This window comes from Rapidithrix thailandica, assembly GCF_039710355.1.
Classification (GTDB): Bacteria; Bacteroidota; Bacteroidia; order Cytophagales; family Flammeovirgaceae; genus Rapidithrix; species Rapidithrix thailandica.
Genome location: NZ_JBDKWZ010000001.1, coordinates 491,812 through 506,256 on the forward strand (window position 1 = coordinate 491,812; position 14,445 = coordinate 506,256).

Below are 14,445 nucleotides of genomic sequence, written 5' to 3' on the forward strand. Positions count from 1 at the left end.
GTACAAGACCATTCCACCAGCGGAGAAATTTAACCGTAGTAATTAGATGATTTTCAGGAATAAAAAAAATAACGGGCGGAAATATAAATTCAGAGACCTGAAAGTATATGCGTCTACAGAATGGCTGGCCGAAGGCAAAAAAAAGTACCGGAAGGTATTTGAAAATAGTGAGGCCACTTATCTGTATGCAGAATTATCCTTTTACAATAAACTGTTTGATGACGAAGAATGGGATGCTGATATACGCCTGAAATGTTTTCGTTTTGTGGAAACCGGAAAAGAAGAACTTTGCGACTTGGATATTCATCAAAAGGTTTCGGTCGACCATAATATTATTTATATCCGCGAAGGCTGGGGGCATGAAGAACCAGGCTATTTCTGGAAACGGGGCGATTATTTATGGGAAGCGTATATCGATGAGGAGTTTGTCGGCTCCACCCGCTTTTATGTGGAAGACGGAGGGCCTGTTTCCCAAAATTTTAATCCCTATTTTGACATTGATACCATCAAATTGTATGAGGGTTCTAATGAAGGAGTAAGGCCGGAAGACCGCACCTTTTTGAAAAAGTTCAATGCCTCGGACACTCGCTACATTTGGGCGGAATTTATCCTGGACAACCTTCAGGACCGGCCTTGGTTTTGTGAATTGATCTTTAACTTTTACAACGAAGCGGGGCTGCTGAAAGGTACTACGGCCGAACTCAAACAAATCAAATCCGAAGAAGATACGATTACAATTATTACCGGCTGGGGGTCCGACTCGAAAGGGACATGGTATGAAGATAAATACACCCTGGAGGTCATTTTTATGGACCGCCTGATTGCCGTGGTGCCATTTGAGTGCGGAACGGAAAACGTACCCGGAGCCGTACAAATTCTGACAGGTGAAGAAACCAGCTTGAAAACCGCTCCGGAGCCGGAAGAAATCCAGGAAGTGGAAAGCCTGGAGAGTATCATGGACCAGCTAAAAGAGTTGGTAGGGCTAAAGGACATTAAAAATAAAATCAACGATTACCTGGAATACCTGGAGTTTTTGAAATTGCGCAAAGAAAAGGGTTTTGACGAAAACGAAAGGATCAACCTGCATTCTGTTTTCACCGGAAATCCGGGGACCGGAAAAACAACCATTGCCAAACTACTGGGGAAAATTTATCATAAAATGGGTTTTCTCAGCCGGGGCAATATTACGGAAGTGGGGCGTGCCGAATTGATTGGGCAGTACATCGGGCAAACAGCTCCGAAGGTAAAGGATGTGATTGAGAGTGCCCGGGGGGGAGTATTGTTTATCGATGAAGCTTATGCTTTGGTGCGCAATGAAGAAGATGACAAAGATTATGGTCATGAAGTGGTGGAGGTATTGGTAAAAGAAATGTCCGATGGGGAGGGAGATATCGCTATTTTTGTAGCGGGATATCCCAAAGAGATGGATGTGTTCCTTAACTCGAACCCCGGTTTGAAGTCTCGCTTCAATATGTTCTATGACTTTCCTGATTACCTGCCACAGGAGCTGATTAGTATTGCAGATCTGATCGTAAAGAAAAGAGAAGTGGTGTTGACTCCCAAGGCCCGGAAGTTCCTGGATAAGAAGTTGACGGATTTTTACCGGAACCGGGACCGGAGTTTTGGAAATGCCCGCTTGGTCGCCTCCATTGTAGACGAAGCCAAAATGTCTATGGGATTGCGTGTAATGCGCGATCGACACCTTAGCGAAGTGACCAATGAAATGCTTCAGACGATAGAGTTACAGGACCTGCAAAAGGTTTTTAAAGAGAAAAAACAAGGAACACCTAAAATCGGCATTGATGAGGCCTCGTTGACGGAAGCCTTGAGCGAATTGAATACCTTGGTGGGCTTGCGTAGTGTGAAAAATGAGATTCACGAGCTGGTGAAGTTGGTGAAATTCTATCTGGAAACCGGAAAGGATGTATTGAATAAGTTCTCTCTGCACACTGTATTTAAGGGCAACCCCGGTACGGGAAAAACCACCGTAGCCCGGGTATTGGCCAAAATTTATAAAGCCTTAGGGATTTTGGAACGGGGGCACTTGGTTGAATGCTCTAGGCAAGAGCTGGTAGCCGGTTTTGTCGGACAGACCGCCATTAAAACCAAAGAACTTATTGATAGGGCCCATGGAGGGGTATTGTTTATCGATGAGGCCTATTCCCTGTTTTCCTCTCATGGCGGACATGATTATGGCAAAGAGGCCATAGAAGTATTGCTCAAAGAAATGGAGGATAAAAGAGGGGAGTTTATTGTGGTGGTAGCGGGCTATACCGAACCCATGGAGAAGTTTCTGGAAATGAATCCCGGCTTTAAATCGCGATTTGATAAAGAATTATTCTTTGAAGACTTTACAGAAAAAGAATTATACGATATTTGCACATATATGCTATCGGAAGAAGAGCTGGTATTGGATACAAAGGCGGAAAAGCATTTGCAAGATTACCTGAAATTCTTGTTTATGCACCGGGATAAATTCTTTGGCAATGGCCGGGCAATGCGTAAAATTGTCAGCAAAACGGTGAAAAACCAACACCTGAGGATGGCATCGTTAAAACCTGAAGAACGGAGTGAACAAATGCTTCAGGAAGTAACCTACGAAGACATTAAGGAATTTGATAATAACCGGGAGGAATTGCTTCGCAGTCAGAAGACAATTGGGTTTAAGATTTATTAGACATTTTGATGTACCAACAACCAAATAAACAAACTGTTTTTCGGCATTTAGGCCTTATTGACTATCAAGAAGCCTGGGACTACCAGACGAACTTGTTTCAACAGACGGTGCAACAGAAATTGCAAAACCGCAAAAACGGAGAGGCTGGTTTGCCATTTACACCCACTCAAAACTACCTTCTTTTTTGTGAGCACCCGCATGTGTATACCCTTGGAAAGAGTGGCAAAGAAGATAACCTTTTGCTCAATGAAGAGGGCTTACATGCCAAGCATGTACAGTTTTACAAAATCAACCGGGGAGGGGACATTACGTACCACGGACCCGGACAGATAGTAGGCTATCCGATTCTGGATTTGGACAATTTTTTTACGGATATCCATAAATACCTTCGCTTAATGGAAGAAGCCGTGATTCTGACCTTAAAACAGTATGGAATAGAAGCCGGAAGAATTGAGGGCTTGACCGGAGTGTGGTTAGATTATGAAAAACAACAGAACCCCCGGAAGATTTGTGCCTTGGGGGTAAAGGCCAGCCGGTGGGTTACGATGCATGGTTTTGCGTTGAATGTTAATGTAGATTTATCTTATTTTAATAATATTGTACCTTGTGGTATTTCTGACAAAAGTGTAACCTCTATGGCCCGAGAATTGGGAACAGAAGTTGCCATTGAGGAAGTGCAGGAAATTTTAAAAGGACATTTGGTCGAATTGTTTGACATGGAATTAGTGCAGGAATCCCAAGTCTAAACAATTATTATCAACATATTGAGGGTGAGTTGCTTTCTTTGAAAGTTACTGCCCTTTCTCTTTTCAAGGTGAAAAAACTCAGAACTTTTTTATGCCTTGAGTAGTTTTAAAGACTATTCACTTTTTTAAAGAGTGACTAAAAGCTGACTTTGAAGCAATTTTACATACTTAATTATCATTTAACTATAAAAAGTATCTCTTTAACCCAAACCTAATTTCCAATGACAACTATCAGGACCGTGTATACGCCAACCAGCACTGATACACATGCCAAGAGCATCTTGTTGGTAGATGATTTTTCAGCAAAGCGGCAAATCGCTTCTCAAGCGCTGGAAAAGGCCGGTTTTCATACCATCCAAGGAACGGATGGAGGAGAGGCCTTAAGTCAATTAAGAGCTGAACATAAGGTGGATTTGATCGTTACCGATTACCATATGCCTTATATGGACGGCATTAGTTTTATAAAAAAAGTCCGGAAAATGGCCCAATTTAAAGACGTACCGGTCATTTTGGTTTCCTCTACCATCAATGAAGAAGTCAAGCAGAAAGCGGCAAAGTATGGAGTGACTGCCTTTATGCAGAAGCCATACAAAGCAGAAGATTTGATCCGGAAAATCAATGAGATGTTATAAAGTTCATATCCCCAAAAAGAAAGGCCTCTGAGTTCTCAGAGGCCTTTCTTTTGAGTACAAATATTTGAATTATCTACTGTAGTTAGGAGCTTCCCGGGTGATGGTGATATCGTGCGGGTGGCTTTCTCTCACCCCTGCAGAGGTGATTTGAACGAATTGAGATTGTTGTAGAGCCTTGATGTCTTTTGCCCCACAATATCCCATTCCGGCTCTTAAGCCTCCTACAAGTTGATAAAGTACTTCAGAAACCAGCCCTTTGTAAGGGACTCTGCCGCTGATTCCTTCCGGCACTAATTTTTTGATATCATCTTCGGCATCTTGGAAATAGCGGTCTTTAGAACCTTTATCCATCGCTTCCAACGAACCCATCCCTCTGTATGATTTGAATTTTCTTCCTTCGAAGAGAATCATTTCTCCTGGTGCCTCCTCGGTTCCGGCAAGTAATGAACCCACCATGACGCAATCAGCTCCTCCGGCAATGGCTTTAACCAAGTCTCCGGAAAAACGGATACCACCGTCTGCGATGAACGGAACGCCTGTTCCTTCCAGACCTTTGGCGGCTTCCATGACTGCAAACAGTTGAGGAACACCCACACCGGCAATAACACGCGTGGTACAAATACTTCCGGGGCCTACACCTACTTTTACTCCGTCTGCTCCTGCATCAGCCAAGGCTCTTGCACCGGCTGCCGTAGCAATGTTTCCGGCAATTACATCCAAATCAGGGTATTGGGCTTTCACCTTCTTTACAGTATTGATGACATCTTTGTGTTGGCCATGAGCCGTATCGATACTCACAACGTCTACCCCCGCTTTTTTCAATTCGTGAATTCGCTCCATTATGTCAGGAGTGACTCCCACTGCAGCACCTACACGAAGTCTTCCGAACTCATCTTTACAAGCATTCGGGCGGTCTTTGTTTTTCAGGATATCTTTGTATGTGATAAGCCCTACCAATTTGTAATTTTCATCTACAATGGGTAGTTTCTCAATTTTGTGTTCCTGTAAAATCTCTTCGGCGTTTTCCAAACCAATACCTTCCTTGGCTGTAATCAGGTTTTCTTTGGTCATAATTTCCTTGACCGGAATGCTTAAATCCTTTTGAAAACGCAGGTCTCGGTTGGTGAGGATTCCAATGAGTTTTCCGTCATTGTCTATAACAGGAATCCCTCCAATCTTAAATTCCCGCATTAAGTGATTTGCCTCCGCTAGTGACACACCGGGTTTGAGTGTCACCGGGTCTAAGATCATTCCACTTTGTGACCGTTTCACTTTACGGACTTGCTCCGCTTGTTGCAGGATGCTCATGTTTTTATGAATAAAACCTAAGCCCCCCTCCAAAGCGATCGCAATGGCCAGCTCATATTCCGTTACGGTATCCATAGCAGCCGCCAGGATAGGAATATTCAACTTGATGTTTTTGGTCAAATAAGTGGAAGTGTCCGTCTCACGTGGTAATACCTCAGAATAGCTCGGCACCAGAAGCACATCGTCATAGGTTAGCGCTTCTTTCAAAACTTTAGGATGATCTGATGACATGGCAAATAAATTAGTTCACATTATTTGCCGGACAAAATTAGATAGAATTCTTGATTATAAAAAACAACCCAGGTGAGAAAGAATATTTTTTTTGAAAAGCAGGCATTTTGTTACTTGTAAAAATCGAGGTGGAAAATTCCTTTTTCCGGTCTTAATGAAGGAAAAAGGCCATTCTTCCCCCTTTGAAACTAAGGAGATTTTGAGAGGTATTTTTTTATACGGTCGTTTCCTTGGATTGTGTTTACTGGGACAAGGCAGCACTTATCGCTCCAAAAAAGCATATCCCTCCCCAAGTTGTCAACAGGGAAAATCCGGCTACAAAGAGGAGGGCTTCATTGTAGCACCTCTGAATATTTGACAAATTTTGCTGTAAAATACCACATTGCCGGCGTAAATGACTTCATGTATACAGCATATTGTTGACTAAGTTAGTAGTGGTAAAACCTATGCCCTTTTTTTCAAGGCCTTTACCTCAGACTGAAGAAGACCCTATACATATTCGGTTTTTTATATTCACATCAAAATAATCTAATCGGCTTGGCTTTGTTACTATAAGAATTTTTACGATTGGATGAAAAACAAATCCGGAGGCAAAGAGCTTTTACAGGCATACAGTCAGAGATTGGATGGTCGTGGTATGGCTCGTACGAATTTTGAGTGGCATCCTCTTGTATGTCAATAATTTGATAGGAAATTAGAATAGTAAACGTACTTGACAAAACAGCTTTATCCCATGCGCGTTTTAGTTTGTTTGAGTGTTTTTCACTTTGTTATATCTGTTGCCTTTGCACAGTCCCCACAGTCATTGCAAGACGCTGATAAAACGTATCTTACAGTCGATTCGTTGATCCTGGAATTACAATACGATCAGGCAGTTGGCAAACTCCGAGAAATCTACCCGGTATATGAACAACACAAACAGTGGGAAAAGTATTTTCAGTGCTTGTATATCCTCAAAGATATCATGGCCAGTAAAGGGGATAGCACAGAGGCCCAACACTATGCATTGAACCTTCGAACAAAAAGCCAGGAACTGAGTACTGCTGCAGATCAATACTTTAAAGCGGGTAATCAATACCTCAACCAGGGCAATTATGATATGGCAGTGGAATATCATCAAAAGGCGATTGCTATTCGGGTAGCCGTATCCAGTGACCAACCTTTGTCGACCGAAGCTTCTTTTGAAGAAGTAAGTGAATATTACGAAGAAAAAATCCGCTCCGGGATTGCCTCTTTAAGTTATTTTCAAAAGTCCATTGAAGCATACAAAAAAGCTGGGAAGGGTGAAAGTCCTGAAATGGCTTTTGTGTATTTGCAAATGGGAAAGCTTTACTTCCGGCTAAAGAGCTATGGATTTTCAGAGCAGTACTTACAAAAAGCACTGGGTATTTATCAACATCGATATGGAGCCGAACATATTAGTTTGGTGGAGATTTATCAAGAGTTGGGCAAGACGTACGGTGCTTCTCTCCAATACGAGGATGCCATCGATGCCTATAAAAGTGCTTTGTTGATTCAACGCAATGTACGGGGAGACCGGCAGGGCCTGACCGTAGCATTTCTCAACCAAATAGGTACGTTGTATTTGCAATTGGGCTCTCTGAATCAGGCGCTGGATTATATTCAACAGGGGCTATCGATACATATAAATTTGTATGGTAAAGAAAGCCCTTCATTAGTAGAGTCCTACAACAAATTAGGAGATGTTTACCGGGCATTTTCAAAATGGGACAAAGCCATTGAATATTATCAAAAAAGTTATCAGTTATTGCTCAAAAATCATGGCTATAGTGAAATGTTGGGGGAAACCTATATAAAATTAGGAGATGCTTATCACTATCGACAAAGTTTCGATACTGCGCTGAACTACTACCAACAAGCATTTGACATATTGCAAAAGCTTTACGGTACCCGTCATCAAAAAGTAGCGATGGCCTACAGCCAGTTGGGAAAAGCGTACCGGAGCATTAAAAATTACCGGAAGTCTGTAGATAATTATCAAAAAGCCTTGGGAATTTACAGGTCGTTGTACGGGCTCAAGCATGCAACGGTGGCCATAACCTATTTTGATTTGGCTGAAATGTATTTGGAACGAGGGCAATCCGGCCGGGCACTGAACAATTTTCAACAGGCAATTATGGCGAATGTGGAGGGATTTGACAATACAAATATGTATGCCAATCCGGGGTTAAAACGGTATTACGATCAGCGTTTGTTGTTACAATCTTTACGGAAAAAGGCCGACTTATTGGAGCAGCGTTTTCAAGAGTCCCGAAGCAAACAAGACTTGCATGCGGCTTTGGAAGTGTATCAGCTCTGTGATACATTGATTGATCATATCCAACAGTCGTTTGTATCTCAATCAGATAAATTGATGTTGGCACAGACCGCTACGGAAGTCTATCAAGCCGGTATCAGCTTGGCCTATGTCATGGAAAATCCTTACTTGGGCTTTTACTTTTCCGAAAAGAGTAAATCGGGTGTACTGTTGGAGTCAATTGTTGATTCGGAAGCAAAAACGTTTGCCGGTATACCGGATTCGCTTTTGCGGAATGAACGAAAGTTGAGAGCAGAATTGGCAGCTTTGAACAAACAGTTGGTTGAAGAAACAAGTACAGCTTCGTATGAGACCCTACAGGAAGAACTTTTTAAGAAAAAGCTGGCGTTTGAAGAGCTTACGCGCCTGTTTGAATACAAATACCCCAAATACCATGAATTGAAAATAAAGAACGAAACAGCACAACTCCCGGAGATTCAAAAAGTCCTTCATCCCGAAATGGCTTTGATCGAATATTTTTTAACAGATGATGCGTTGTACGTCTTTACGGTGTTAAAGGATGATTTTTTTATGGATAAAGTCTCCTTGGAAAAAGACTTTTCCCGTCAAATTACCGGGTTGCGCAATAGCATTCTGTATAAAATTGACGATCTCTATGTTTTGTTCGCTTCTGAGTTGTATGAAACTTTGTTCCCGCGCGAATTACCTGCTCAAGTGAAAGAAGTCGTAATAATTCCTGATGGTCCTCTTAGTCAGGTTCCTTTTGAAGCCTTGTTGACCCATGGCGATGGAGATCCGGAAGCTTTGAGTGAGTTGCCTTATCTCATCAAAAAGTGGGGAATGAGCTATGCCTACTCGGCCACCTTGTTTGAAGAAACCGTAAGCCGGTATTTGCCCCTTGCCAGTTTTGATTTCGTAGGGTATGCTCCGGTTTTTTCCGAAAAGAAATCCACTTCTGCGAGTCATACGACCCGGAGCTTATTGTCTCAGATTAATACCTTGGATTCTACAAAAACCAGAGGACTACTGGACGAAAGGGGAAACATCGTTCCGATTCCGGGTACTGAGGTGGAGATAAAGAAAATAGCCCGGATTTTCCGGAAAAACGATAAAATTACCCAACTCTATACCTATGATGATGCCCGGGAAGGTTACTTAAAAGAAGGGCGGTTGGGGGATTACAAATTTTTACATATTGCCACGCACGGCTTTGTAAATGAGGAAGAACCGGAGCTTTCCGGGATTTTATTTGCTCAAGAAACTGACGATAAAGACGATGGCGTTTTGTATTCGGGAGAATTGTATAACTTACAGCTAAATGCTCAATTGGTGGTCTTATCCGCCTGTGAAACGGGTTTGGGAAAATATTCCAAAGGTGAAGGAATTATAGGATTGACCAGGGCTTTGCTCTATGCCGGCACTAAGAATATTCTGGTGTCACTATGGCAAGTATCCGATAAATCTACTACGGAACTAATGGTAGATTTATACGATGAGGTATTGCAAAATGAGTTTGAAGACTTTTCCTCTGCACAGGAAATGCACATCACCCGTGCTTTGAGAGATGCCAAACTGAAGATGATAGAAAAGGGCAACTTCGCACACCCTTATTATTGGTCACCATTTGTTTTAATAGGCCGCTAAAGTTTCCTTTGTAGCTTTGGGGCATTGTGGTGCTCTGATTACGTCATTGGGTAAAGATCGAGATTCATGCATAATAATTATTATTTTCTCAAACATTTGAGTACGGCTTTGGCAAAACCGTTGACCGGTTTGGAGTTGGCCACATGTTTTAGCCAAAATAAAGATGAACTGGTTCTGGGTTTTTGCAACCCGGAAAGCGAGTTTTGGATAAAAGCATCTTTAGTCCCCAATCTAAATGTGCTCTCTTTTCCCAAAGACTTTAAACGCTCAAAGAAAAACAGTGTGGATTTGTTTAGTGATGTGTTGGGGAAACAGGTTACCGGAGTCCGGCAGTTTGCGAACGAAAGGTGTTTTGGAATTGAGCTAGGGGAGGAGATGTTGTTGTTCAAGTTATTTGGCAACCGGTCCAATATTTTGTGGATCTCCGATGGAACAGTACAAGAGGTTTTTCAAAATAAATATCAGGATGATTTTGAAATAGACATCCGGCAGTTGGACAGGCCTTTAGACCAAACATTTGAAACTTTTGAACATCAGGGCTTAAAAGCGACTTTCCCAACTTTTGGCAGGGTAGTAAAAAAATACTTGGAAGCACAAGGTTGGAAGGATCTATCAACTCCTGCCCAACAATGGGAGCTCTTGCAACACGTGTTGTCGGAATTAGAGACGCCTTCTTTTTATGTGTGCAATATTGAGGAGAAGATACAATTACTTTTGTTTGAGCAAGGGGAAGTCTTGGCGAAGAGTACAGACCCTATTCAGGCCAGTAATGAGTATTATTATCATTTTTCCAAGAGCTTTTTTCTAGGCAGGGAGAAAGATCAAATCATAAAAATATTAGAAAAAAAACTCAGCAATGCGGAAAGCTATATTGCCAAAAATGAGGCGAAATATGGCGATTTGAGAGACAATTCCCGCTATGAGGAATTGGCGAATATCCTGATGGCCAATATTCATCAAATTCCTCCGCGAAGCCAAGAGGTGGAGTTGTTGGATTTTTACCGGAATGAAATGATAAAAATCAAATTGAAAGAAAAACTCTCTCCGCAAAAAAATGCCGAAATACTGTACCGTAAGGCTAAAAACCAAAAAATAGAATTACAAAAACTTCAGGAAAACATAGACCGGAAGTATTCGGAATCAGAAGCCCTTCAGGAACATTTAGAGGAGATTCGAGGCATTGAAAATGTCAAAGAGTTAAGAAAGTATTTGAAGCATCATCATTTGGAGACTAGTAGAACACAGGAAAACCAGTTTCCTTTCAGAAGGTTTGAAATAGAGGGTTTTGACATTTGGATCGGTAAAAATGCCTCTAATAACGATTTATTGACTCAGAAGTACGCGTATAAAGAAGATTTGTGGTTACATGCCAGGGATGTATCCGGTTCGCACGTTGTCATCAAATACCAGGCAGGAAAAAAGATACCGGATACGGTAATTGAGAAGGCAGCCGCAATAGCCGCATATTACTCCCAAAGAAAAAATGACTCTTTGTGTCCGGTGATTTATACCCCGAAAAAATTTGTGCGCAAGCCGAAACACCTTCCTCCGGGAGCAGTGATTGTCGACAAAGAACAAGTGATTTTGGTGGAGCCCAAAGCGTATTCAAAGATTTAAAAGGCTTTTCTGAACGGACTTTTTTGCAAAAAATCAGAATACCTTACTTCTATCAAAATATTGAGCGTTTTGGAGATAAATAAATAGAGTATTCTTGTATTTATCTCACAATCAGTTGCCTGTGTGTTCCCCGGATGGGAAGGAAGTGCCTTGCCCGGCAAATGAAATTTTACCGGATGCCCGTTGAATGCATTTTCGTTCTATGAAAGGTACAATTTCACAAGAGAATAGTTAAACGATGAGCACTGAAGGTTTAGAAGATATTGGAAAAGTACAAATCAATATCAGGATTGTGAGTCGAAGACCGTAGTGCCTGTCTTTTATCATTCCTCATGGGATTTTTTTTGATTGCTCTTCAAAAATTACCTCCTGAAAATATCCCCTTATTTTTGATGATCTCAGAAATGATTAACTTAGAAATGTTATTTTTTTGATTTTAAATCAATACGGCCATGAGTCTGAGAATACTTTTACATTTGTTGATGCTTTTTTTGTTTTTACTTGCCATTGCAGCTTGTAATCCTTCTGCTGAAAGCTCCCAAAAGGACTTGACTGTGAACATTACAGGAACGTTTGAAGGGGTGTGGATGGCCACCGGAGGTACTCCGCAAACCGTATCCGTATCCATTGAAAAAGTTGATAACGATGAAATACGTTTTACGAGTAAAGGCCACACCCTGTTGGTGAATTTAAGTGGTGATCCTGAAAAAATAATATTCAATGTTCCGAAACAAGATTACAAAGATATTGTAGTAACAGGTACTAAAAAGGAGCATGGAGGGGCTGGAGATTTTAATTTGAAAACCAGGAAATTATCCTTATCTATTCATGCGGATGAGAGTTTTGATGAAATTTATCTGGAATCGTTTGCCTTGGAAATTTAATATAAATGTAAAATAGATTTATCAGAGTTATAACTTAGAAAAAAGGTATAGCGTTTTGCTATACCTTTTTTCTTTGCGGATAAAATGGAGTGTTGTTTTTTATTAAAAATAATCGGTTTCCACATTAGGGTATTTATCTTGGAAAGCTTCAATTTCTTCATCCGGTATTTTGCTATCTCTACAGTACAACACAGTCAATGCTTTGGCATTTTGAATAGGAGACAGGCTGCTGATTGGGGTTTCTACAAAAATTAGAATCGAAAGATTCGGCAATTCAGTCAAAGGACTTAAACTGTCAATTTGCGTTTGGGAAAAAGTAAGTTCTTTTAACATTTTTAGTTTGGTGAGAGCTCCGATATCTTTCACTTTCGTATGGGAGAAGAAAAGCCTTTCCAAGGATTTCAATTCTTTGACAGCGTCAAGAGAAGAAATTTCTGTTTCATTCAGGTTAAGAGTTTCCAGGGCTTCCAGCTCTTTTAGCGGGTGGAGGTCAATGACCTTTGTTTTCCGGATCTGCAGGTGCTTGAGGAGCTTTAATTTTTTCAGGGGTTCAAGGTCTTCCACATCCGTTTCGGATAGTTGAAGAGACTCCAGTTTTATCAGTTTAGCCAAAGGTTCTAATGATTGAATATTGGTATTATCCAGTGAAGCTTTCTTGAGAGAAGTAAAGGCACTGAGTTCGGACCAGTCTTTTAACCGAACCTCAAATAAGTCCACCTTCTCAAGGTTGGCCAAATCATGGATGGAAGCCAAAGAGGTAATCCGGGTGCCGGCACAAATTAATTCTTTCAGCCCTACCAGTTCATTGAGCGGAGCCAGGTCTTCCACATATGTGTATGCACAGTTTAACTTGGTTAGGTTTTTTAAAGAAGAAAGGGGACTAAGGTCATTTATAAAAGCATAGGAACAATCTACTTCTTTCAGATGGATCAATGATTGAATTGGTTCAAGAGAATTGATATTCCGTTCGTCACCAAAGTCATCTATTCCCGTACAAGTGATTTTTTCCAAGGCGTATATTGTATCCAGCCCTGCCTGGGTGAGGGGTTCTTCCAGCCCCGTTTCATTGAGAAAGCATTCTTTCCATTCTTTAGTCAAACCGTTCCACCAATCCAGTGTCAATGGTTGCTCTTGTGCTTGTACAGTGCCTCCTAAACAAAGAAGTCCTAGAATAAGTATTTTCCATTTCATGTAGCACTAATTGATTAATATGACTAATTAAAAAGCAAAACACTTCATTGTTTACTTTTTTTACTTTACCATTTAGTATAATCTTACGCTTTTATTACGGTGTAATGTTTAAAATCTGATTTAAAAAGGATAAAATTTGATAAGTAAGCGAAAAAGGGATATGAGTATGGGTTATCTCCGGTTAACAACATGGGGGCTGTGCTAAACCGGAGCGTGATCCGGCGTTTTTTGTAGAGGATCCTGATCACTTATCGCATTTTAACTCAATAGTTTAGAATAATTTTAAATAAAATAACTAATTTTGAAGCCCCTGTGGCTTTGCCAAGCAATTTTAGGGAAAATTTATAAAATAAATATACAAGTTTAGCTGGCTGATTTTAAACAGAAATCTTTTTACAATGCTGAAAATTGAGAATTTACACGCTTCGATAGAGGGAAAGAAGATTTTGAATGGAATATCTTTAGAAATAAACCCTGGAGAAATACATGCGATTATGGGACCCAACGGCTCCGGAAAGAGTACTTTGGCTTCTGTATTGGCAGGCCGGGAAGAGTATGAAGTGCTGGAGGGTAAAGTTACATTTGCCGGGCAAGATTTGTTGGAGATGGGGCCTGAAGAAAGAGCACAAGCAGGCTTGTTTTTAGCATTCCAGTATCCGGTCGAAATTCCTGGAGTAAGTAATACTAACTTTTTGAAGACGGCTGTCAACGAAGTGCGCAAAAGCCGTGGACAAGAGCCTTTGGATGCGGTGGCCTTCCTGAAGTTGATGAAAGAAAAAATGAAAGTGGTCAATATTGATCAATCTTTAATGACTCGATCGTTGAACGAAGGTTTTTCCGGTGGAGAAAAGAAACGAAATGAAATATTCCAAATGGCGATGTTAGAGCCAACCTTATCTATTTTGGATGAAACGGATTCCGGTTTGGATATAGATGCGCTTAAAGTAGTAGCCAATGGGGTAAATACTTTGAAAAATGATCACAATGGTTTTATTGTGGTTACCCACTACCAACGCCTGTTGAACTATATTGTACCTGACTTTGTGCACGTATTGTACAAAGGAAAGATTGTAAAATCCGGTACGAAAGAGTTGGCTTATGAGTTGGAGGAGAAAGGCTATGACTGGATTAAGAAAGAAATAGAGGGAGCCGTGTTATAATCTACCGGGTGAATGCCTATCCATCCGAAAAGAAAACGGAGGAATGGCACCGTAGAAAACCAAATTTTTTATACCAA

Annotated in this window: 9 protein-coding genes; 7 read left to right on the forward strand and 2 right to left on the reverse strand. The window is 41.0% G+C overall.

Annotated features, from left to right (window positions below; all coding sequences use genetic code 11):
• Nucleotides 1-46: 46 nt before the first annotated feature.
• The 3 genes from AAG747_RS01790 (at nt 47) to AAG747_RS01800 (ending at nt 4,055) form a co-directional block, all read left to right on the forward strand.
• Nucleotides 47-2,677 (forward strand): AAA family ATPase, encoded by a 2,631-nt coding sequence (locus AAG747_RS01790; protein WP_346819403.1) that lies wholly within the window; start codon nt 47-49, stop codon nt 2,675-2,677.
• An 8-nt stretch (nt 2,678-2,685) separates the two neighbouring features.
• Nucleotides 2,686-3,423: a lipoyl(octanoyl) transferase LipB gene (gene lipB, locus AAG747_RS01795; RefSeq protein ID WP_346819404.1), complete on the forward strand. Its 738-nt coding sequence runs from the start codon at nt 2,686-2,688 to the stop codon at nt 3,421-3,423.
• A 221-nt stretch (nt 3,424-3,644) separates the two neighbouring features.
• Nucleotides 3,645-4,055, forward strand: coding sequence for a response regulator (locus AAG747_RS01800; RefSeq protein ID WP_346819405.1), 411 nt, complete (start codon nt 3,645-3,647; stop codon nt 4,053-4,055).
• A gap of 69 nt (nt 4,056-4,124) precedes the next feature.
• Here AAG747_RS01800 and guaB read toward each other — a convergent pair whose 3' ends face one another.
• Nucleotides 4,125-5,594 carry an IMP dehydrogenase gene (gene guaB / locus AAG747_RS01805; RefSeq protein ID WP_346819406.1) on the reverse strand — a complete coding sequence of 490 codons (1,470 nt, stop codon included), beginning with the start codon at nt 5,592-5,594 and terminating at the stop codon, nt 4,125-4,127.
• A gap of 733 nt (nt 5,595-6,327) precedes the next feature.
• On the opposite strand from guaB, the gene AAG747_RS01810 reads away from it, so the two are divergent.
• From AAG747_RS01810 to AAG747_RS01820, 3 genes are all read left to right on the forward strand, one after another.
• On the forward strand, nt 6,328-9,516 hold the full coding sequence (locus AAG747_RS01810; RefSeq protein ID WP_346819407.1) for a CHAT domain-containing protein: 3,189 nt from the start codon (nt 6,328-6,330) through the stop codon (nt 9,514-9,516).
• A 66-nt stretch (nt 9,517-9,582) separates the two neighbouring features.
• Complete coding sequence (locus AAG747_RS01815) at nt 9,583-11,133, forward strand: NFACT RNA binding domain-containing protein (protein ID WP_346819408.1); 1,551 nt, start codon at nt 9,583-9,585, stop codon at nt 11,131-11,133.
• Between the two features lie 452 nt (nt 11,134-11,585).
• On the forward strand, nt 11,586-12,017 hold the full coding sequence (locus tag AAG747_RS01820) for a hypothetical protein (RefSeq protein WP_346819409.1): 432 nt from the start codon (nt 11,586-11,588) through the stop codon (nt 12,015-12,017).
• Between the two features lie 102 nt (nt 12,018-12,119).
• On the opposite strand, the gene AAG747_RS01825 is transcribed toward AAG747_RS01820, so the two are convergent.
• Entirely contained in the window at nt 12,120-13,208 is a 1,089-nt protein-coding gene (locus AAG747_RS01825; protein ID WP_346819410.1) for a leucine-rich repeat domain-containing protein, read from the reverse strand.
• Between the two features lie 398 nt (nt 13,209-13,606).
• Between AAG747_RS01825 and sufC the strand changes: the two genes are divergently transcribed.
• On the forward strand, nt 13,607-14,368 hold the full coding sequence (gene sufC, locus AAG747_RS01830; protein WP_346819411.1) for a Fe-S cluster assembly ATPase SufC: 762 nt from the start codon (nt 13,607-13,609) through the stop codon (nt 14,366-14,368).
• Nucleotides 14,369-14,445: the final 77 nt, after the last annotated feature.